Source organism: Aliivibrio sp. S2TY2 (assembly GCF_028765525.1).
GTDB lineage: Bacteria > Pseudomonadota > Gammaproteobacteria > Enterobacterales > Vibrionaceae > Aliivibrio > Aliivibrio finisterrensis_A.
Map to the genome: position 1 here is coordinate 329,381 of NZ_JARACS010000002.1, position 20,987 is coordinate 350,367.

The 20,987-nt window shown below is 39.7% G+C and carries 19 protein-coding genes; 10 read left to right on the top strand and 9 right to left on the bottom strand.

All coding sequences use genetic code 11. The annotated features are described in order from the left end of the window. Positions 1–4 precede the first annotated feature (4 nt). Positions 5–2,458: a molybdopterin guanine dinucleotide-containing S/N-oxide reductase gene (locus PVK63_RS05315; RefSeq protein ID WP_274439986.1), complete on the top strand. Its 2,454-nt coding sequence runs from the start codon at positions 5–7 to the stop codon at positions 2,456–2,458. Between the two features lie 74 nt (positions 2,459–2,532). Here the strand turns inward: PVK63_RS05315 and PVK63_RS05320 are convergent, their stop codons facing one another. The 7 genes from PVK63_RS05320 to PVK63_RS05350 form a co-directional block, all read right to left on the bottom strand. Continuing rightward, on the bottom strand, positions 2,533–3,066 hold the full coding sequence (locus PVK63_RS05320) for a porin family protein (RefSeq protein ID WP_130086215.1): 534 nt from the start codon (positions 3,064–3,066) through the stop codon (positions 2,533–2,535). Positions 3,067–3,260: 194 nt separating this feature from the next. Then, a complete protein-coding gene (locus PVK63_RS05325; RefSeq protein ID WP_130086214.1) occupies positions 3,261–4,652 on the bottom strand; it encodes a histidine kinase sensor domain-containing protein in 1,392 nt (463 codons plus the stop codon). Between the two features lie 16 nt (positions 4,653–4,668). Continuing rightward, complete coding sequence (locus PVK63_RS05330; protein WP_130046693.1) at positions 4,669–5,334, bottom strand: response regulator transcription factor; 666 nt, start codon at positions 5,332–5,334, stop codon at positions 4,669–4,671. A gap of 91 nt (positions 5,335–5,425) precedes the next feature. Beyond that, positions 5,426–6,472: a potassium channel family protein gene (locus PVK63_RS05335; protein WP_130086213.1), complete on the bottom strand. Its 1,047-nt coding sequence runs from the start codon at positions 6,470–6,472 to the stop codon at positions 5,426–5,428. Between the two features lie 50 nt (positions 6,473–6,522). After that, on the bottom strand, positions 6,523–7,449 hold the full coding sequence (locus PVK63_RS05340) for an aminoimidazole riboside kinase (RefSeq protein WP_130086212.1): 927 nt from the start codon (positions 7,447–7,449) through the stop codon (positions 6,523–6,525). A gap of 56 nt (positions 7,450–7,505) precedes the next feature. Continuing rightward, complete coding sequence (locus PVK63_RS05345) at positions 7,506–8,879, bottom strand: PTS transporter subunit EIIC (protein ID WP_130086211.1); 1,374 nt, start codon at positions 8,877–8,879, stop codon at positions 7,506–7,508. A 10-nt stretch (positions 8,880–8,889) separates the two neighbouring features. Next, positions 8,890–10,350: a glycoside hydrolase family 32 protein gene (locus PVK63_RS05350; RefSeq protein ID WP_130086210.1), complete on the bottom strand. Its 1,461-nt coding sequence runs from the start codon at positions 10,348–10,350 to the stop codon at positions 8,890–8,892. 198 nt (positions 10,351–10,548) lie between these two features. Between PVK63_RS05350 and PVK63_RS05355 the strand changes: the two genes are divergently transcribed. Continuing rightward, positions 10,549–11,565, top strand: a complete 1,017-nt coding sequence (locus tag PVK63_RS05355; protein WP_130086209.1) for a LacI family DNA-binding transcriptional regulator — start codon at positions 10,549–10,551, stop codon at positions 11,563–11,565. A gap of 7 nt (positions 11,566–11,572) precedes the next feature. On the opposite strand, the gene PVK63_RS05360 is transcribed toward PVK63_RS05355, so the two are convergent. Together PVK63_RS05360 and PVK63_RS05365 are read right to left on the bottom strand one after the other, a co-directional pair. Continuing rightward, a complete protein-coding gene (locus tag PVK63_RS05360) occupies positions 11,573–12,046 on the bottom strand; it encodes a methylated-DNA--[protein]-cysteine S-methyltransferase (protein ID WP_130086208.1) in 474 nt (157 codons plus the stop codon). A 14-nt stretch (positions 12,047–12,060) separates the two neighbouring features. Next, the gene (locus PVK63_RS05365) at positions 12,061–12,354 is read right to left on the bottom strand and encodes an ArsR/SmtB family transcription factor (RefSeq protein WP_130086207.1); all 294 of its coding nucleotides are present in this window, start codon (positions 12,352–12,354) and stop codon (positions 12,061–12,063) included. A gap of 106 nt (positions 12,355–12,460) precedes the next feature. Here PVK63_RS05365 and PVK63_RS05370 point away from each other — a divergent pair, with 106 nt between their 5' ends. The 8 genes from PVK63_RS05370 (at position 12,461) to PVK63_RS05405 (ending at position 20,911) form a co-directional block, all read left to right on the top strand. Next, on the top strand, positions 12,461–13,381 hold the full coding sequence (locus PVK63_RS05370; RefSeq protein WP_130043523.1) for a permease: 921 nt from the start codon (positions 12,461–12,463) through the stop codon (positions 13,379–13,381). A 196-nt stretch (positions 13,382–13,577) separates the two neighbouring features. Then, a complete protein-coding gene (locus tag PVK63_RS05375; protein WP_130086206.1) occupies positions 13,578–14,105 on the top strand; it encodes a DUF3087 domain-containing protein in 528 nt (175 codons plus the stop codon). 125 nt (positions 14,106–14,230) lie between these two features. After that, a complete protein-coding gene (locus PVK63_RS05380) occupies positions 14,231–15,109 on the top strand; it encodes an NAD(P)-dependent oxidoreductase (RefSeq protein WP_130086205.1) in 879 nt (292 codons plus the stop codon). A 492-nt stretch (positions 15,110–15,601) separates the two neighbouring features. Then, positions 15,602–16,735 carry a sugar ABC transporter substrate-binding protein gene (locus PVK63_RS05385; protein WP_130086204.1) on the top strand — a complete coding sequence of 378 codons (1,134 nt, stop codon included), beginning with the start codon at positions 15,602–15,604 and terminating at the stop codon, positions 16,733–16,735. Between the two features lie 112 nt (positions 16,736–16,847). Next, positions 16,848–18,146 (top strand): ABC transporter permease subunit, encoded by a 1,299-nt coding sequence (locus PVK63_RS05390; protein WP_130086203.1) that lies wholly within the window; start codon positions 16,848–16,850, stop codon positions 18,144–18,146. Then, positions 18,146–19,060 carry a sugar ABC transporter permease gene (locus PVK63_RS05395; RefSeq protein WP_130086202.1) on the top strand — a complete coding sequence of 305 codons (915 nt, stop codon included), beginning with the start codon at positions 18,146–18,148 and terminating at the stop codon, positions 19,058–19,060. The genes PVK63_RS05390 and PVK63_RS05395 overlap by 1 nt, the downstream gene beginning before the upstream one ends. After that, the gene (locus tag PVK63_RS05400; RefSeq protein WP_130086201.1) at positions 19,060–20,196 is read left to right on the top strand and encodes an ABC transporter ATP-binding protein; all 1,137 of its coding nucleotides are present in this window, start codon (positions 19,060–19,062) and stop codon (positions 20,194–20,196) included. The genes PVK63_RS05395 and PVK63_RS05400 overlap by 1 nt, the downstream gene beginning before the upstream one ends. A 91-nt stretch (positions 20,197–20,287) precedes the next feature. Then, positions 20,288–20,911, top strand: a complete 624-nt coding sequence (locus tag PVK63_RS05405; protein WP_165371150.1) for a hypothetical protein — start codon at positions 20,288–20,290, stop codon at positions 20,909–20,911. The last annotated feature ends 76 nt before the right edge of the window (positions 20,912–20,987 follow it).

A 20,987-nucleotide genomic window follows, 5' to 3' on the forward strand; every position in this document is an offset into this window, starting at 1 on the left:
GACTATGACTACTATTACTCGTCGCGGCTTTTTAAAAGGCGCAGGTGCATCTGCTGGTGCATTAGCGATCACGTCTATCGCTCCGTTATCTGTAAACGCCTCTACACTTGGCCGTACAGATTCATTAATTCTAACCGCTGGTCGTATGGGTCCATTACTTTGTGAAGTCAAAGATGGTCAACTTATTTCAACCAAAAGTGGCTTAGCGCAAACCGTACCAAACAGCTTACAACAAACGGGGCCATCACAGGTTTATACTAAAGCCCGTGTTAAATACCCAATGGTTCGTAAAGGCTATTTAGAAAACCCAAGTAACCCTCAAGGGGTTCGTGGTAGCGATGAATTCGTACAAGTATCATGGGATGACGCTTATAAGCTAATTCACGAACAACACATGCGTATTCGTGAAACTTACGGACCTCAATCTATCTTTGCAGGCTCTTACGGTTGGCGATCAAGTGGCGTATTACATAAAGCTCAAACACTACTTCAACGTTACATGAGTATGTCTGGTGGTTATGCTGGTCACCTAGGTGATTACTCAACAGGTGCTGCTCAAGTTATCATGCCTCACGTTGTGGGCTCTATCGAAGTGTATGAACAACAAACGACTTACCCTGTTATTTTAGAAAACAGTGAAGTGGTGGTGTTGTGGGGCTTGAACCCAATTAACACTTTAAAAATCGCATGGTCTTCAACGGATGGTCAAGGCCTTGAGTTTTTCCATCAACTGAAGAAATCAGGCAAAACCGTTATTATCATTGACCCAATGCGTTCAGAAACCGCGGAATTCTTTGGTGATAAAGCACAATGGATCGCTCCTAACCCACAATCCGATGTAGCGATGATGATGGGTATTGCTCATCAATTGGTTAAAACACAACAACACGATACTGAATTCCTTGCTAAATACACTGTAGGCTTCGAGCAATTTGAAGCGTACTTAATGGGTAAAGAAGACGGCATTGAGAAAACCCCACAATGGGCTGAAGCGATCTGTGGCGTTCCTGCAAAACAGATGGAACTACTGGCTAAGATCTTCAAAGAAAATCGCACCATGCTAATGGCTGGTTGGGGTATGCAGCGTCAGCAACACGGTGAACAACGTCACTGGATGCTGACAGTTTTAGCTTCAATGCTTGGTCAAGTTGGCTTACCTGGCGGTGGTTTTGGTTATTCATACCACTACTCAAATGGCGGTAACCCAACACGTGACGCAGGCGTACTACCTGCAATGTCTCCATCGCTAGGTGGCAGTTCGGCAGGTGGTAATGATTGGGCTATTCAAGGCTCAGTTACCGCTTTCCCTGTTGCTCGCATTGTTGAATGTTTAGAAAAACCGGGAACAGAATACCAACACAATGGCCATACGCTAACTTTCCCAGAGCTGAAAATGATCTGGTGGGCGGGCGGTGCTAATTTTACCCATCACCAAGATACCAACCGTTTGATCAAAGCATGGCAAAAACCTGAGATGATCGTTATTTCAGAACCGTACTGGACTGCAGCAGCTAAACACGCGGATATCGTTCTACCAATTACGACTTCATTTGAGCGTAATGATATGACGATGACAGGCGATTACTCTAACCAGCATCTTGTTCCTATGAAGCAAGTCGTTGAGCCACAAAACGAAGCACGTAGTGATCTTGATGTATTCGCTGATATGGCAGAGTACCTAAAGCCTGGCGGTAAAAATGTGTATATGGAAAATAAAACGGAGATGGAATGGCTTCGTGATTTCTATAAAACAGCACAACAAGGTGGCCGTAACGCACGCGTACCTATGATGAATTTCTCTAAGTTCTGGGAAGCGAACAAGCTTATCGAAATGAAGTGGAATGCAAAGAATGCTGAATTTGTGCGTTTTGGTGATTTCCGTAAAGATCCAATCATGAATCCACTAGGCACGCCAAGTGGTAAGATTGAGATCTTCTCTAAAACTATCGAAAGTTACAAACTGGATGATTGTCCTCCACACCCAGTATGGATGGAACCAACCGAGTGGATGTTTAACTACACGGATGGCGAACTACAGTTAATGACATCGCACTCAGCACACCGTTTGCACAGCCAATTTAACTATGCGGATCTTCGTAAAGAATACGCGGTACAAAACCGTGAGCCGATTACGATTCATCCAGAAGATGCAAAAGCACGTGGTATTAAAGATGGCGATTTAGTTCGCGCTTATAACCAACGTGGCCAAGTTCTGGTTGGTGCTTTTGTTTCTGATGGCATCAAAAAAGGCAGCGTATGTATCCACGAAGGCGCATGGCCTGATTTAGATCCTAAAACAGGTATGTGTAAAAACGGCGGACCAAACGTATTAACGATGGATATTCCAACCTCTCGTTTAGGTAATGGTAACTGCGGTAACTCAGGTGTAGTGAAGATTGAAAAATACACGGGTGTTGCACCAACATTAACCGCGTTTATGCCACCAATGAATGGGTAATCTTATCGTTATCACATAGTATAAAAAACTGGAGGCTCATTGCCTCCAGTTAATAAATACCGCATTACCATAAATTAAAATTTATAACTTGCCCCAAGCATAAACTGGTTAGCTTTAATGATTTCATTATTAATATTTCGATACTCAACGTTAATACCAAAACCTGAACTGAAGCGACTTTCAAAACCTAACGATGCCTCAAAACCCACTTTGGATTCATCTTTAGATACATCATTTATAGTGTAGTCAACTGTATATTTATTTACCCCTAATTTAGTATAAATATAATTATTATTTATTAGTGGATATTGCAAGAATACACTCACCTTTGGACCAGAAAAACTTGCATCTTTTATTTCTGAAACTTCCCCTACAATAATGCTGCCAATTCCACCCATAGAAGATGTCCATCCACCTTCAAGTCCAGCAAATGGCGTTAACATATAACGGTAATAGGCATCAATATTAAATGCATCACCGTCATTCGTGGTTTTATTTAATTCGAACGTTTGATTCCCATAGCCAACATTTGCACCGATAACATGTTCAGCAAATGCATTAGTCGAAATTAAAGTAATACATAAAATTGATTTAACTATATTTTTCATACAATGACCTAAAAAATTAAATATGTTTTTCAACCTTATTTATACCTCTAGATTATTAATCTCCATAGAACTATATCAATATGAAAATTGATATACATCAAACTTTAATGATAATCATTACCAATTAAATATTGCTAAATAGATTAAAATATATTGAGAGTTTAAAAAGCTTTAATAGATAATGAGATTAGTCCCTAAAAAACAGGAAACAACAGTGAGATCCTCAAACCGCCCTCTTTTCTATTCTCAGCCTTCACTTTTCCTTTCATTACTGACATGGCTTCTTTAACAATCGCGAGCCCTAAACCATAACCACCCGACTGTTTATCTCTAGCTGATTCTAAACGGGTAAATGGAGAAAATATGTCTGACAATTGATGTTCAGGAATACCCAATCCATCATCTTCTACGATAACAGCAACATACTTTTTATCTTGCTCTGTATATGGCGTCACTAGCACCTGAATCGTCGCTGCTTCACCAGCATACTTAATTGCATTGCCAATCAAATTACTGATAACGCGAGTCACCAAACGAGGATCTGCCATCACCGTAGGAATAGGTTGTGTGGCTGTCATTTCTAAGCGTTGATTTGGCTTTAAATCGATGCGACGTTGAGCCACTTGAGCACTGCAGTGACTCTCTAACATTACCGCTTGTAGTTTTGTAGAGTAACGTGCGTTTTCTAACCGGCTAAACTCTAAGATCTCACCCACTAATTCATTCATCTCATTGGATTCGTTCTCTAACCTATCCAATAAATGTTGATGCTCGCTGTCTACTTTCTTTCTTAGTAAATGCAACGCCAAATTATGTCGTGCTAATGGCGTTCGTAATTCATGAGAAACATCACGGATCAGTCTCTGCTGCTTTTCAGCTAAAGAGTGGATCTCATGGGTCATATTATCAAAGTCATGAGCTAGCTCGCTAAACTCTCGAACCGAATGTCCAATCTCTTCTCCCACTTTAACGTCAAAATCACCTTGCGCTAATTTATGACTGACTTCGCGTAATTTAGCTAATGGTTGTTGTAAATAGTGAGCAATAACCCAAGAGAACAATCCTAGGATCAATCCTGAAATAACGAACTTTATAATGCCAAAATAAAGGGGGAAATCTTTTGCAGGATGATACTGATATGGCATTTGAATCACTATCGTCAAACCATCTTTTAATGGAATACCAATAATCGGGCGATTCACTTCATTATCTAATTGGGTATCTAATGGACGCAAATATTTCAGTTTAAATTCAAAATGAGGATGCATATCACGATGAGTAATTGGTCGTTTATTTTCATCAAGAACAAAAAGATAATACTCTTGTGCTCTTGCCCAATCGGCTAACTCATCCATGTCCCCATCTTCAATCATCACATTTGCTTGGTCAGCCAAATCTAACATCTTGGTTTGGATGGATGCAGGAATACGCAACATTGATTTCATTAAGGCAATTTCAGCCAAGCTTTGTAGCGATATGATCAAAAACAAGCTGACTGCAAACGCACTAAATAAACGAAACGCTAATCCATTTTTATGCTTACCTACAAAAGAGGGACAAGCACCAAACCAACGAAACATTTTCATTCAACCTTACCCATCATCAGCTATTAACCGTTTTGATAAAGCTATATCCACGCCCACGAACGGTTTTAATGTGTTGTTTAGATAAACCAGATTGAAGTAATTTACGACGAATATTACTGATGTGCATATCTAGGTTACGATCAAACGGGCACAGCTCTTTTTTAAGGATATTAATTTGAAGATCAGATTTAGACACTACTACATCAGCATTCTTAATTAGATATTGTAGTAGTTCTGACTCTGTTTCAGTCAATGGTAAGCGTAAGAATTGCTCTGCAAGATCTTCCGTTGCTCCCACGTAATTTTGGCGCTGACGCTCTAAGCCGACACGACGTAAAATCGCCGTAATACGCACCAATAATTCAGGGACGTTGAAAGGTTTTGCGATAAAATGATCGGCACCAGCCTGCAAGCCATCAAGCATAGAGGCTTCATCGCCTAAAGCAGTAAGCATTAAAATAGGGGTAGCAAAGCGCTGACAAATACGTCTAGCCACTTGATAGCCATCTAATTTTGGTAACATGACATCAAGCAACACAAGATCAACTGAATGTGTCTGAATAAACTCTAGCGCACTTTCGCCACAATGCACGCAATCAACATCGTAGCCTTCATCTTGTAATACTTCTTGTAATAAATTGCATAACGCAATGTCGTCATCAACCACTAAAATACGGGACACGTTTACTCACCAATTAAATGAAAATCGTTCGCATTCTAATCTTGAGAAAAGCCTTGTGCAATAGAACTTTTTACAAAACCCTCAATAACCTTTAATTAAGTATGGTTTTCTGCCAATTTAAATCCACAATACGTTCATCTGCAATGTAATAAATCACATCACCAGAAACCAATTGTGTTTCCAAACTTGGGTTAACTTTACAGCTCTGATCTTTTTGTTGAGTTGCAATAATCGTCGCTTCATGTTGCTTTTTGAAGGATGAATACACCGATTCCAGACTAAAACTATCAAGCCCCTTGGGTACTTCAATGGAATATTGAGTTTGCCCCTCATGAGCACTGACTAACTCAGAGTGAATAAAGCTTGAGCCCTTATCCATTACTGATTTTGCGACTAATTCTGTTGATAATGATGAAATACACTCTGAGTTTGGGCAGTACTTATGCAACAAATCACGCTTAATTGAGTCTTCAAAGTGAGCGACTAAATGGGCATCGCTGTTTTGCTCGGCGACAAACAAACTAATGGTTAACGTTGCATCATCCAAATCGGTATCAACAATCACTGCGCTGGCTTTTGATAAGTTTGAGCGTTCCATCTCTGTTGCATCGGTAAACGAATTCACTCGTACAAAATGCACGTCAGCACCAAATGGCGATTCTTCATATTCACAAGACACCACGACAACTTCACGACGGCCTTGCTCTTCACGCTTTAGCATTTCAATCAAATGAGGGGTTCTGGCGCTATTAATACCAATAACAATAATGTGATTCTCTAAGTTCAAATTTTGTTTCCCTCTTCGGTTTGTACGCCAAAAATCAGTAAAGAAGACCGCTATTCGACCCACAGACAGTGCAAATAGTCCCACACCACATGGAATAATAAACAAGGCAGAAAAGAGTCGACCATGATCGGTAGTTGGGCTTAAATCACCATACCCTACGGTACTACTGGTGGTAACGATATAGTAAAAAAAACTGGATAGGTTATCGGTTAAATGAGGTTCATTAGCCAAGGTTAACCCTAACCAACTTAATGCGACGTAACTGATAAGAAGGAACATCAGCGTATACATATTAATCGCCATAAAATGCTTATTAATTACGTTAGCAATGACTCTTAATAGTGCGTGCATTGTTATTCCTTCATCGTCCATAATTCACATCAGTGTAACGTACTACAAAATTAACGTATACCTTCTAGTTTTAATAATGCTTGTTGGGTCGGAAGTGCTGTCATCGCTCCTTTTTTCGTCGTTGCCAATGCTCCGCAAATATTGCCCCAACGAATGGCTTTTTCAATGACGTCAATGTGCTTCCAATCTGAGTGTTGAGCTAACTGAGCGACAAGACCACACACAAAAGCATCTCCTGCGCCAGTTGTATCTACAACACCTACAGATATACCGGTCATAATTTGCTGCTTACCATCAAACACAACTAACGCGCCTTTAGCTCCTAGAGTGATCGCCACTAAAGGTATGTTCAGTGATTCAATAGACGCTAATCCTTGTTGTAAATCCGTAGTATCAGTTAAAAACAATAACTCTTCTTCAGAGAATTTTACTACATCAGCTAACGAGACGGCTTTCATCACAACATCTTTAATCTCGGATGGATCTTTCCAAACTTCATCACGTAGATTAGGGTCAAAACTGATAAATCCACCCGCTGCTTTAATCGAAGACAACGCATATAATGTCGAACTTCGACTTGGTTCATTTGCCAGTGAAATAGAGCAAGTGTGTATCCACTCATCTGATGAAAATGAAGGTACGTCCGACTTTTCAACAAATTGATCAGCACTTGGCTTTACCATAAAAGTAAAGGTTCGCTCACCAGTGTCATCAAGATCAACGAGAACGGTAGAGGTTCGTTGCGCTTTATCAAGCTGAAGATGAGTAACATCTACCCCTTCAGAGTTTAGTGTTTCATGCATAAAGCGACCTAATGGATCTTCTCCAACACGACCAAAGAAGGCACAATCGCCACCTAAACGAGCAATACCTACCGCCACATTTGCAGGTGCACCACCTGGGCATTTTAGATACGTTGTCGATGTTTCAGGGATCAAATCCACTACGGCATCACCCGTTAGCCATACTTTATTCATCTTTTTTCGCTCTAAAAAGGCCCCGAAGCCAAACTATCGGGGCTCTAATCGTTAAATTAGTTTGCTCGTTTAATTGGATTATAAATTCGAGTTAACATGAATGCAGTTACAAATGCACTCGCAATAACCATTAGGTAACCCAATACCGCAGTCAGTGAGTGTGAGTACAATAAGATACCTGGAATAAAGGTAATCCCCATACCTGTAGCACTAATATTTAATACATAAGTAACTAAGCCACCGACAGCACCACCGACCATACCAAATAAGAATACTTTACCGTACTGAAGGTTTACACCAAAGAGTAGTGGCTCTGTGATACCAAACAGTGTCGACATTGATGCACCGTACGCATTGCTCTTTTTCTGTTTGTTCTTCAACAATGTCGCTACTGCAATTGCTGCACCAAATTGCCCCGCCATAGACGCTGTGCCTAACGGTTGTAGTGGGTTCAACCCTGTGTCATTTAATAAACCAATTTCAATCACACCCAACGCATGATGAAGACCGGTAATCACAATCATTTGTTGGAAAGCAGCATATAAGATGTAACCAATACCTAATGGAAGATCAAGCGCCAAACGCACCAGTGATGTACAACCATGCTCAATACTTTGCAATAAAGGACCAAAGCCAAACAAGATAACCACAATAGCAATGGTGATGGTCATAAATGGCGTAACAATCAAGTCCATACTTGTTGGAACATATTTTCTCAGATTGCGTTCAAGATAAGACGTAAACCAACCAGCGAAGATAGCAGGTAAAACCGTGCCCTGATAACCGACTAATGGGAAAGAGAGTCCAAATAAAGTGACCATCATCGGTTCTGCGCCACCACTTGCTACTGCCCATGCATTAGGCAATTGCGGTGCAACCATCATCAAACCTACCACGATAGCAATAACTGGGTTGCCACCAAATTTTTTCGAGGCTGAAAAAGCAATCAATACTGGTAAGAAGGCAAAAGCGGTATCGGTTAACATGCTAAACAGTGCTAATAGCTCAGGTGAGAATTCCACACCAGAATGCAGAAGCATGCCACGTAAACCCATTAACAAGCCAGTTGTTACAAGCGCAGGGATTAATGGAACCAAAATATCCGCCAAAGTACGAACTACTTTTTGGCTTGCAGTCATGTCAGAGAAAGCATCTTGCTTAAAATCTCCGCCTTCTGCTGCACCGCCCAACTTCTGTTTTAATGCATTGTAAACGTGAGTCACTTTACCCGTTCCAATAATAAACTGATGCTGACCTGATTGATAAAAGTAACCGCTGATCTGCTCAATTGCTTTGGCCTCATCAACATTAACTTTATCGTTATCTTTTAAGATTAAACGTAAGCGTGTAGCACAGTGTTCAGCGTTTTTAATGTTGTCGATTCCACCGATACTATCCAGTATCTCATTGGTAATAGCGTCATAATTCATAATGTTATACCTAAATTCCATTCACATATTGTAGGGTTGCTTTTATTTCAGCAGGCTCATCAAAAGTTATTTTTAAGTATTGGTTTCCTTTTGATGGGAAAAACAGTGACGTAAATACATTACATCCTTGGTCTGAAAATATTTCGATAATACTTTGATCACAAAATAACGTCAGATTTTTACTTTTTTCAGTTAATGTACAAGAACGAATTGATCCAAACTCATACTCTTTTTCATTATGATCATAATTTGATCTATCTAGTATTAGTTGTTTACTTTTATTATCAACCGTAAATAAAAACTCATTATTAAAGTCGTCAAAAATAATCACTGATATATTTTCAGATTGGCTACAATCAATATCTAATAAAAAGGACAATGACTCTAATTTGATTATTTCCTCAGTCTTTATATTTTCATTTATTAATACTGAATTCAGTTTACATTCATTAATCGGTTCTAATTCTTGATAAAGTTTATTTTCTTTAATCGACAGTTTTCTTGGTGCAGTTAAACAGTTAATCCAACCGTATTGTTCTGATGGTAAACCATCGTCTGTTCCTGCCCATGCGATTAATGTTGGCTCATTTGGGTTGTTGTTCATTGTTTGCGGAGCATAGAAATCAAATCCACGATCAAGCTCATCCCAATGAGTCACAGTAAAGGTTAGTGATCCCCAATCAATGCGACCAATGCAATACACTACGTTATAACGGTTATGAAATCGCTCTTGTTTTGGTGAAATACCTTGTGGAGAAAAGATAAGTACATCTTGACCATCTACCTCAAGTAAATCGGGACATTCAAACATATAAGCTTCATTAAAATCCGCATCAATATCAATTGACAGTTCACCTTTTAATACCCAATTAACTAAGTTATCAGAGTAATAAACAATGATAGACCCCTTTAAATCGGCCTCTCTTTGAGCCCCAAGCAGCATGTAGTAAACGTCACCGTCTTTAATGATTTTTGGATCTCTTACATGGCCCGTATACCCTTTAGGGAACGACTTTATAATTGGATTGTGCTCTGATTTTATTACTTGATTCTCTTTATCTAAAATAGCGACGCACTGATTTGCATCACGCTCTTCGCCATTTTTCACATTACCCGTATAAAATAAATACGCAGCAGAATCCTCAACAAAAGCCGCACCAGAATAAGCGCCATGTGATTCATAATTTTCTACTGGCGTTATTTTACTTCCGTGTTCATTCCAAGAATATAAATCGTTCGATATTAAATGCATCCAATGCTTCATGCCATGAAAAGTACCAAATGGATACCACTGGTAAAATAAATGATACTCACCATTAAAATAGCAAAACCCATTTGGATCATTTAATAATCCATGTGGTGGCGTAATATGTAATTGTGGTCGATATACTGTATTGCAACGAATAGCATTAAACTTTTCATTGTCTTGCTCCGTTGCAAAATTAATCGTTTTATATTTATCTAAATCCACAGTGATACCCAATCATTAACTTGTTGAGTTGATAATAGAGTCTCGTCTTCATTTTAGAAACCAATAACAAGTAGCAATAGATAAGTAAGTTATCATTTACGTATATTGACTAAAAATATGTGATGTAACACAAAAACTTGTTACACAAATAAACGTATGATGAGCGCCACCACCAAATTGTCTTTCAAGAGATAGAAAATGACCATCAGAGACATTGCTAAATATTCAGGCGTTTCTATCGCTACGGTATCAAGAGTGATCAATAACAATGGTAAGGTATCTGACGCCGCACGGTACTCAGTAGAAGCCGCGATTACTAAGTTCAATTACCAAAAACCAGAGCCTAAGAAAAAGAAAGCAACCAAGCTGTTTGGTGTAATTGTACGTAATATGAGCAATCCGTTTTTAGCTAAACTTATTGATGTCTTAGAAGAGGAAGCTTATAAGCACGGACGCAGTATTCTGTTGTTCAATAGTCGTAATAATTTAAAGCTTGAACAGACGTTTTTAGAAGAGTGTAAACATCATAATGTGGATGGGGTATTTCTTATTCCTCGATCCTTAAAAGAACAACACATTCGCCCTCTTCAAAGCCTGCCATTTCCTGTGATCTTATTAACGGTGACCTCTCCACTCTGTTTGAGCATTGGCACGCACCATAAGCATGGTGGTAATTTAGTCGCAGAGCATTTTATTAAGCAGGGCTATCGACGCATTGGATTTGTTGGCAGTACAAACCAACAATCTGACCGCTTTATTGGCTTCCAAAATACCCTATTAAATAAAAGCAGAGAACTTAACGAGGAACGTATTCTCACGCCTTATACTGCAGAGTCTTTAAAAGAGTTCGTACAAAGCCACATACTAAACTCAGATACACCATTAGAAGCACTCTTCTGCTCTGATGATATTTCAGCAAGTCATGTTCATAACCTGCTTAATAACACTAATCTAACTAAACAAATCGAGATAGTTGGTTTTGATGACACCTTTATTGCACAATCACTCGGGTTTTCCAGTGTTCACCAACCGATGCATCAAATTGCTCTTCGTGGCTTTGAATTAATGCTTGATGCCCTTAAAAGGGAACACATAGAACAAAGTCGTATCAACAAACCATTAGAGTACTTATTAGAACCCACATTGGTATTGAGATCATCTCCCATGATTACGGCACAAGACCGCCCTTATGAGATCCTCAAAGAAGCAAATTAACTTTATATTACGATTTCGCCTCTAACTCTAACAATGCTTGTTTGATATCAACTCCACCAGCATAGCCCGTTAAGCTACCATTTTTACCAATCACACGATGGCAAGGAACGATAATAGAGATAGGATTTTTACCATTAGCCCCACCAACGGCTTGAGACGCCTTTGGGTTACCTACCGCAATAGCAAGATCTTTATAGCACCAGGTTTCACCGTAAGGGATTGTTGTTAATGCTTTCCATACCTTATTTTGAAACTCTGTGCCATTTGCCGCTAATGGAATAGAAAATTCACGACGTTCGCCGTTAAAATATTCCTGCAACTGAAGAACGGTCAATTTCAAAATAGGGTGCTCATCTGCTTGCGTTCCAAAATCACTTAATTCCATCTCATGACTTTCAAACCAAACACCAAGTAAGCCATCATCATTCGCGTTGGCAGTCACAAGACCTAACGGGCTTTCAAATTGAGTATACACATTCATTTCATTATTCCTTTTTAACATTCTTCATCAAAACAACATTCGTCTTGTAAAAAACCAATCACTGAGGTCAACTTCTCATATTCAGCCACACAAAACAGAGTTCTGCCTTCACGACGCTGCGAAATTAGCCCTGCAGAGGCCAAACCTGATACATGATGAGACAGCGTAGAACCCGGAATATCCAATTTTTCTTGAAGTCCGCCAACAGCTATTCCTTGGTATCCCGCTCTCACTACGCTTTTATAAATGGCTAAACGTGTTGGATGGCCTAATTCTTTCAGTGCTTTAGCAACAATCTCGATATCCATGATGCGTCCTCATTAAATTTATATTTCGATAATACTAGAAATAACTTGATCACGCTAATCCTTAAGTGTATATTTCGACTATTCCAGAAATATAGAGATTTGAATTATGTTTACAATTACTCAAGATATGGTGATGGACACCTTAAACATGTTCGCTTTTTTAGCGGCAGAATTAACCGTACTGTTCCTATTAATTAGCTACCTTGTTGGTGTCTTACAGGAATACATTCCACCAGCAAAGATCCAAAGTATTCTGAGTGGAAAAAATGGCCGAGGCTATATTGTTGCCGGTTTGCTTGGTGCAATTACCCCATTTTGCTCATGCTCAACCATTCCTTTTTTGAAAGGTCTGCTGCGAGCTAAAGCCGGTTTTGGCACCATGATGGTGTTCTTATTTGCAAGTCCACTATTAAACCCAATCATTATTGGTCTGTTCGCGGTAACGTTTGGTCTTAAAGTGACGGTGTTCTACTTTGCTATTGCAATGGGTGTATCAATTATTGCAGGCTACACGTTAGAAAAACTGGGCTTTGAAAAATACGTAAAAGAAAGCGCGTATATCGCACCTGAACCAAAATGTTGTGGTTCAACCTGTGGCGCTGCGAAAAAAGCACCTCAAAGTAAATGGATGAAAATTTGGAACAGTACTTGGACTGATTTTAAGAAAGTATTGCCTTATTTAATTGGTGGTATTGCTCTTGGCTCAATGATTTATGGCTTTATGCCAACAGAATTCGTTGCTAGCGTGGCAAGTGAAAATAACCCATTTGCGATTCCAGTCGCGGCAGTCATTGGTATTCCTCTTTACATTCGTGCTGAAGCGGTTATTCCACTAAGTGCAGCACTAGCAGCAAAAGGAATGAGTCTTGGCGCAGTAATGGCGTTAATCATTGGCAGTGCAGGAGCAAGTTTAACCGAAGTGATTTTGCTTAAATCTATCTTCAAGAATCAAATGATTGCAGCGTTCTTAGTGGTCATTCTAGGTATGGCAATTGGTGCGGGCTTCTTGTATCAATTTATCTTCTAAAGATTAAGTACCTTAAAAATAATCCGCAATACTAACAAAGCCATATCACTCAATTTGATATGGCTTTTTGTCTTTAACATCATCTATTTCTTGATAAAACTTTGATGACACTAACGGTTACTCTTTCTTAATTCCAATTTCATTTCGTTTTGCACTACACTTCGTCTTCTACTTACTTTAATCGAGAAGATATACCATGAAGATCTTAACTATAGACAAAGACACGTATCGTAAAAAAACTAACTTGGTCATGGTAGGTTTTGTTGGCTGCCTTGCCGTATTAGCCATTTTATTTGGTTCGATTCTTATTGCGTTATTTGGCTCAGAAGGCATTACTGAATCAGGTTCTACTGGCAATTTTCATCTAAATGTTCTTGGTGTTATCTTAGCGGTCATAGCAAGCTCTTTTATCATGAATAAAGTCAAAAGCCATCCCTATTTTGATGAGATAATGTACGTATGGAAATTAAAACAAGTCCATAATCGTATCTATCGTAAGCTAGCAAAAATTAAAGAAAAAGCAGCTAGAAATGATCACGATTCACTGTTGATCCTCGCTTTCTACTACACGACTCAACAACAAGTCTTCACCTTGGATAACAACACCCTTACCATTACAGCAGTTCAAAAAAGCTTAAATGAAGTATATGAACAAGCAACAGAAATGAACTTTACGCTTGATCTTGATGATTTTACTGTCGACTTGCTAAATAAATATCAGTAACAAACACAACGCATCATTAATTAATTTCATAACAAGATTACAAGCAATCTCAATATTGACCTATGTCAAATGGTTACAAGCTGTGTTTTAATCGCTAATAACAACAGCACATAATAAGGAATGACATGGAAATCACTAACGTTAGCTTCATTGGTTTGGGCGTAATGGGCTATCCAATGGCTCGCCATTTAAAAAATGCAGGCTTTTCAACCACGGTATATAACCGCACTGAAGAAAAAGCAAAGCAATGGGCTGCGGAATACCAAGGTCAGTCCGCCGCTACTCCTCGTGAAGCATCAGAAGGCTCAGACATCGTTTTTGTTTGTGTGGGTAATGATGACGATGTTCGTAGCGTGATTTATGGTGACGATGGCGTACTTGCAGGCCTAAAACCTGGCGCTATTTTAGTTGATAACACCACCACATCAGCCACTCTAGCGGTTGAACTGGCGAAAGCGTGTGAAGCACAAGGTAATCAATTTATTGATGCGCCAGTCTCTGGTGGTCAAGCCGGTGCTGAAAACGGTGTATTAACCGTGATGTGTGGCGGTAATGAAGCAGCATTCAATATCGCAAAACCTGTTATCCAAAGCTTTGCTAAAGCGATTACTCTTCTTGGTGAAAATGGTCAAGGGCAACGTTGTAAAATGGCAAACCAAATCTGTATCGCAGGTGTGTTAAAAGGCCTAAGTGAAGCACTAATTCTTGCTGAAAAAGCCAATCTAGATATCGATCTGGTGGTTGATACGCTAAAGCATGGCGCAGCGGGTTCATGGCAAATGGAAAACCGTGCAAGCACTATGGCACAAGATAAATTCGATTTTGGTTTTGCCATTGATTGGATGAGAAAAGATTTAGGCATTTGTCTAGATGAAGCAAAAGATCATGGTATTAAACTGCCATTAACTGAAGAAGTCGATCAAGAATATAAAAACCTGCAAGAACAAGGGTTAGGTCGAATGGATACGTCTGTACTAATCAAAGCGGTTAAAGCAAAAGTATAACCTCATAGAAAACCATAATAACGTAAAGGGTGAAGATAATTATCACCCTTTTTTATTGTAAGTCCGCCACTTAATCTCCCCTTATTTTTCTCTTTTTGTCATGAGCTAACCTGATCTTGTGATCCAAGATTACTTTTGTTTACCCTACCCATTTTTCTCTTTTTTTCATCTCGTCCTACAGACTGTTATTGCCTTCACGTTTTTCACTTATCAAAGACCATGAATACCTTAGATATCGTTGCGGTAGATAACATTTATCTATGTGATATGCATTTTATCTATGGCTACCTAAGATAAATAGCATTTCACCGTATACCACCAAAGACCTATGATTATCTCAATGACGTTAGCCTTATAAACAGGCAAACATGTATCGCAGGAAGCACTCTAGAGAGACCGCTTAATACTAAATATAAGCTGTTGATACCATTAAATTATATACCAACGTGATTTTATCGGTTTAAACCTCTCCCCCTATTCAGGAGCAATAAAATGATTAAGAAATTATCGCTTGCCGTTTCAGCTGCCCTATTACTAAGTAACACTGCAATGGCTGCAGAAAACATCGTTATTGGCGTTGAAAAAAGCTATGTCCCTTACTTCACAGAACTTGCAGAGCAGTTCAATAAAGGTAAAGACTTTAAGGTTGAAGTAGCAGCAACAAGCATGTTTGATTTACTGGCAGCGCTACCCACTCAAAAAGGCAACATTGCTGATATTTTCATGATCCCAAATGACCGAATCGGTGAGTTAGCGGATCAACATTTAATTGCTCCAACCAATTTTACCGTTAATGGTTATACCGATGCCGCTACCAATGCATCAATCTACAATGGTCAAACCTACATGCTACCAATGTCTACAGATACAACGTTATTTCTGTATAACAAAGACATGATAAAAGAAGCACCAAAAACACTGAAAGAAATCCCGCCATCAGAGTGGGCGGCAAAATTTACTGATTTCTACTTCACTGGTGGCCTATTTATGTCTAATGGCGGCTACATCTTCAAAGACAATAACCCTCAAGACATTGGCTTAAATACACCTGACGCAATCAAAGCGGGTTTAGCTGCTCAAGGGTTATATAAAAGTGGTGTGAGTCACTGGACTCTAATGCAAGATGACACCGTTGCTTATGACATCATGATGAAATACTTCATGGAAGGAAAAGTAAAAGCCATTATCAACGGTCCATGGGCAATTGCTGATATCGAAAAAGCGGGCGTTAATGTTGGTGCAGCACCTATCCCAAGTTGGGATGGCAGCCACCCATATAAAGCCCTAACAGGTACAAAAGGGATGACCGTTAACGGCTACAGTGACAACAAAGAAGGTGCTCGTGCCTTTATTGAATTCCTAGCAACGCCTGAGAATGCAAACAAATGGTATTCAGACACACGTGAAGTCTCACCTAGCCTATCGGTTAATTACAAAGAAGGCTCTCTACATAAAGCCATCTTTGATGCGACAAACATCGGCCAACCTATGCCAAGCATCCCAGAGTTCATGAAAGTGTGGGGACCAATGAAAACGGGTCTTGCTCAAATCGCACAAGGTCAAGATGTAAAAGCGGTACTAGATGCAGCCGTTGATACTATCGAAATTGATATCGAAGACATGTAATCCCCTCTCCTTCGATTTCAATCTATCTGCACGATGTCGAGAATATTCGGCATCGTGTAATACAAAGACATGACATATCTACACAACACGAATAAATAAGTAGGTTATTTACATGAGTCAACAGTTTGTATTCTGGCTCTCTATGCTGATTCCTGGTAGTGGACATCTTGCACTACATCGAATGCGAGAGGCTTTATTTGGATTCTCTATATTGGCTTTAGAGATATTGGTTTTTATTCAATTCACCCTTCCTAATTTCCGTCTATTAGCCGTCGAACAACCGAATGGAAAAATCACTATTGGTGCAGAGCGCTTTGTGGATGATTCTTTTCTTATCATGGTGGGTTCAACCGTTGGCGCAATGATGATCTTAGTTTTTTTCGCATTGCACTACGCCTTTGCTCGCGATGCAAAAGACGTAAAACGACAAATAGATGAATCTGGTTTTGCGATTACTTTTACAGAAAAAGTACGCGGATTATCACACGAAATCGTACCGAATCTAATTACCGCACCTAAGTTTATATTGCTGTTTGTTTTTGCTTTATTACCAGCGATTGTTTCTATCGTTGTTGCTTTTACTAACTTCAAACGCCCTGTTTTACCACCTGCATTTCTTATTGAATGGAAAGGCTTTACCAACTTTGAACGTTTGTTTACTAATGAGCGTACTGCTGCTGCATTCCAAGAAACGTTGTCATGGACACTAACTTGGACCTTCTGTGCTTCCGCCCTGACTATTGTTCTAGGTACCGTTCTTGCGGTTGTAGCAAACAATAAACACATCAGAGGGAAGAAGTTCTTCCGAACTGTGTACATCTTACCTTGGGCTGTTCCTGCTTTCTTAACCATTCTTGTTTTCCAACTGTTCTTCTCAAAAGTTGGTGGCATGAACACCATGGTTATCCCATTCTTCACTGGTAACGAATACGACGTAAGTACAGCCATTGGCTTCTTCCTAAATGCAGATTACGCCAAGATCACCATCATCTTAATTCAAGCGTGGTTAGGCTTCCCTTACGTATTTATCTTAGTTACGGGTGTATTACAAACCATTCCTGATGACTTATATGAAGCCAGTGCAATTGATGGTGGCAACGCATGGACCAACTTCTTCGACATCACTTTACCCCTGATATTGATAAGTGTTGCTCCGGTATTTATTACCCAATTTACCTTCAACTTTAACAACGTCACCATCGTATACATGTTGGGTGAAGCGACGGTTCAAACGGTAGGGTCTATCTACAAACCGCTCGATACTATTTCATCTCTAGGCTTCCGATTAATGATGGATGCTAAATACAACGAAGCGGCGGTATACACCTTAATCACCAGTACTGTTGTCGGTGCCGTGGTCTTGTATTCATGGCTAAAAGCGGGTGCCTTTAAAAATGAGGAAGTTATGTAATGGACAGAGCAATTCCTTTAGAACGCCAAATTAAAAAGAAACGTTTAAATCGTCACGTTATCACTAAAAACATGGGTGTCATCTTTAGTTACGCGTTTCTAATTTCAATGTCAGTGATCATTCTATACCCGATATTAGTGACATTAATGAGTGCGTTTAACGTCAGTAACTCACTGTACTCTACGTCGTTCTTCCCTGAAAATTTCAGTTTAACGGAGAACTTTGTTCAACTTTTTAATGATACGCCTTATTTAAGCTGGTACCGAAATACCTTCTTAGTGTCGATAATCACTATGATCCTTTCTACGTTTATCGTAACAATTTCGGGGTTTGTTTACTCTCGTTATCGTTACCAATCTCGTAAGAGTGCATTAATGTCATTATTGATCATTCAAATCATCCCATCAGGCAGTGGCTTAATTGCTCTGTATGCGATTGCGAACTCTATCGGTATTTACAGCTCTGCCAACGCCACACTTTATACGTATATCTTTATGATCCTCATCTACACCACAGGTGGCATCACAATGAATACGATTTTAATGAAAGGCTATTACGATTCGATTCCTCGTGCATTAGATGAATCAGCAAAAATTGATGGTGCAACTCAAATGCAGATCTTCAAAGAAATACTGCTGCCATTAGTTAAGCCGATGATCATGGTTATCGCTATCTTCTGTTTCTTAGGTCCAATTGGCGACATCATCATGCCTAAGTTTCTAATTGCAAGTATGGATTCAGAAGCAAAAACGCTGGCAGTTGGCCTTATGGGTCTTATCAATAACATCAAAGAATCAAGCTACAACGTATTCGCAGCAGGCGCGGTCTTAGCAGCAATTCCGCCTATTATCGTTTTCTATAAATTTCAAGATTATATCGTGGGCGGCTTAACGTCTGGTGGAGTAAAAGGCTAATGAGCAAAATTTCATTAAGAAACATCAATAAAAAATACCCTAATTCTGATACCTGCTCGGTACGTGATTTCAATCTCGATATTGAAGAAGGAGAATTCATTGTTCTTGTCGGCCCATCGGGCTGTGGTAAATCCACCACGCTACGCATGATTGCAGGCTTAGAAGATATTACTGATGGCGAATTCATCATCGATGGTGAAGTGGTAAACGATGTTAGCTCAAAAGATCGTGATATTGCGATGGTATTCCAAAGCTACGCGCTGTACCCACACATGTCGGTACGTGACAACATTGGTTACGGATTAAAATTACGTAATTACCCAAGTGATGACATCAAAAACTCGGTTGATAATATTTCTGACGATTTATTTTTAAAAGAGTACCTAGAGCGTAAACCAAAAGAGTTGTCAGGCGGACAGCGTCAACGTGTGGCTTTAGGCCGTGCCATGGTTCGTACACCTAAATTGTATCTAATGGATGAGCCGTTAAGTAACTTGGATGCGAAATTACGTACCACAACCCGTACTGAAATTTCTCGCATGCACAGAGCTAAGGGCGCAATCACCATTTACGTAACCCATGACCAAGTAGAAGCAATGACCATGGCTGATCGAATCGTACTAATGTCGATGGGTGAAGTTCAGCAAATTGGTTCACCAAAAGAATTATTTACCAACCCTAAAAACTGTTTTGTAGCGACTTTCATGGGCATGCCATCAATGAACCTTATTGAAGGAACCTACGAAGGTGGCCAGTTCATGTGTCACTCTTTCACGATTACCTTGAATGAAAGTGACCAACAGATCCTAAACGATGCAGGCTACAACGGAAAATCAGTGACGTTAGGCGCGCGCTCTAGTGCCATTCGTTCTGGAAAAAAATACCGCGATGCATTCCCTGATTGTTGCTTTGAAGTCACCGCACTTAACAGCGAATACTTAGGCGATGCAATTAACGTGTTCTTTAATGCCGCACCAATGAACATGTTTGTAGGTACATTGGGCACCGGCGAACCAGACGTTGATATCGACGAGAAAATCACTTTAGTTATCGATAACACCAAGCTGCATTTCTTTGACACTGAGACGGAAGAGTCCATCAAGTACTCAATCAAATCGGCTGAATTTAAGAAGTAGAACACAGCCATCTTTATTGCCCTCACCTCATTGAGGGCAATAAACCATGCCTTATAGAGCCTATTTACACCGTAGAGAAAGGAGTCACATTTTGAATTTTCGCGGCCAACTTCAACGCATTCACGACTATATGCTTCATATTGCTGTCGCTGTCGTTATTTTCATTACCGGCTTTATCATTGCTTACAGCAGTCTTCCTAAACCATCGTTTGACTACTCAACCTTTACTGAGCAGCAGCAAAATTTTAAACAATGTGTGAATAATGATGAGCTATTTTCTTCTGCACAACAGTTTGAAAATGACTATTTAAGCCTGTCGCTAGAAACCATTAATACCCAATACAAAGCACTGCGTGATCAGATCCCAAGTGATTGTGGCTCGTTTCATGTAGAAAGCAGTTACGAACAACTGCAAGAAATGGCACTGCCTGTATTAGCGGAAGCGCAACGCTTTTATGGCACAAAAAACGTCAAAGCCGTGAATGCCGTATATACCACGCCTTCTCAATACAACGCGCTGCTTACACAGCCTCAGCCTTATCTGTTTTTCATTTCTGATAATGAGCAAGAACGCATTGCAGCATTCAAAGTAACACCGACGAAAGATGACGTCCAAATTACGTCGCTGTGGGGATACGAAAAGAGCCAAGATCTCGCGTACACCCAAGGCGAAGTGCAAAAACTGTTACTCGTTTATAACGAAATTAAAAGCTAACTATAAACTCCCTCGTTAATTTAACACCTATAGTGTGAATAAAATAAACACGGGATAACATTTGATATTTAATTGT

Bases quoted from the DNA above. Each gene is read 5' to 3' on its own strand.
- PVK63_RS05400 (WP_130086201.1), top strand. From the start codon at position 19,060: ATGAGCAAAATTTCATTAAGAAACATCAATAAAAAATACCCTAATTCT.
- PVK63_RS05375 (WP_130086206.1), top strand. From the start codon at position 13,578: ATGAAGATCTTAACTATAGACAAAGACACGTATCGTAAAAAAACTAAC.
- PVK63_RS05345 (WP_130086211.1), bottom strand. From the start codon at position 8,879: ATGAATTATGACGCTATTACCAATGAGATACTGGATAGTATCGGTGGA.
- PVK63_RS05390 (WP_130086203.1), top strand. From the start codon at position 16,848: ATGAGTCAACAGTTTGTATTCTGGCTCTCTATGCTGATTCCTGGTAGT.
- PVK63_RS05365 (WP_130086207.1), bottom strand. From the start codon at position 12,354: ATGGATATCGAGATTGTTGCTAAAGCACTGAAAGAATTAGGCCATCCA.
- PVK63_RS05370 (WP_130043523.1), top strand. From the start codon at position 12,461: ATGTTTACAATTACTCAAGATATGGTGATGGACACCTTAAACATGTTC.
- PVK63_RS05315 (WP_274439986.1), top strand. From the start codon at position 5: ATGACTACTATTACTCGTCGCGGCTTTTTAAAAGGCGCAGGTGCATCT.
- PVK63_RS05360 (WP_130086208.1), bottom strand. From the start codon at position 12,046: ATGAATGTGTATACTCAATTTGAAAGCCCGTTAGGTCTTGTGACTGCC.
- PVK63_RS05395 (WP_130086202.1), top strand. From the start codon at position 18,146: ATGGACAGAGCAATTCCTTTAGAACGCCAAATTAAAAAGAAACGTTTA.
- PVK63_RS05325 (WP_130086214.1), bottom strand. From the start codon at position 4,652: ATGAAAATGTTTCGTTGGTTTGGTGCTTGTCCCTCTTTTGTAGGTAAG.
- PVK63_RS05340 (WP_130086212.1), bottom strand. From the start codon at position 7,449: ATGAATAAAGTATGGCTAACGGGTGATGCCGTAGTGGATTTGATCCCT.
- PVK63_RS05385 (WP_130086204.1), top strand. From the start codon at position 15,602: ATGATTAAGAAATTATCGCTTGCCGTTTCAGCTGCCCTATTACTAAGT.
- PVK63_RS05335 (WP_130086213.1), bottom strand. From the start codon at position 6,472: ATGCACGCACTATTAAGAGTCATTGCTAACGTAATTAATAAGCATTTT.
- PVK63_RS05380 (WP_130086205.1), top strand. From the start codon at position 14,231: ATGGAAATCACTAACGTTAGCTTCATTGGTTTGGGCGTAATGGGCTAT.
- PVK63_RS05355 (WP_130086209.1), top strand. From the start codon at position 10,549: ATGACCATCAGAGACATTGCTAAATATTCAGGCGTTTCTATCGCTACG.
- PVK63_RS05320 (WP_130086215.1), bottom strand. From the start codon at position 3,066: ATGAAAAATATAGTTAAATCAATTTTATGTATTACTTTAATTTCGACT.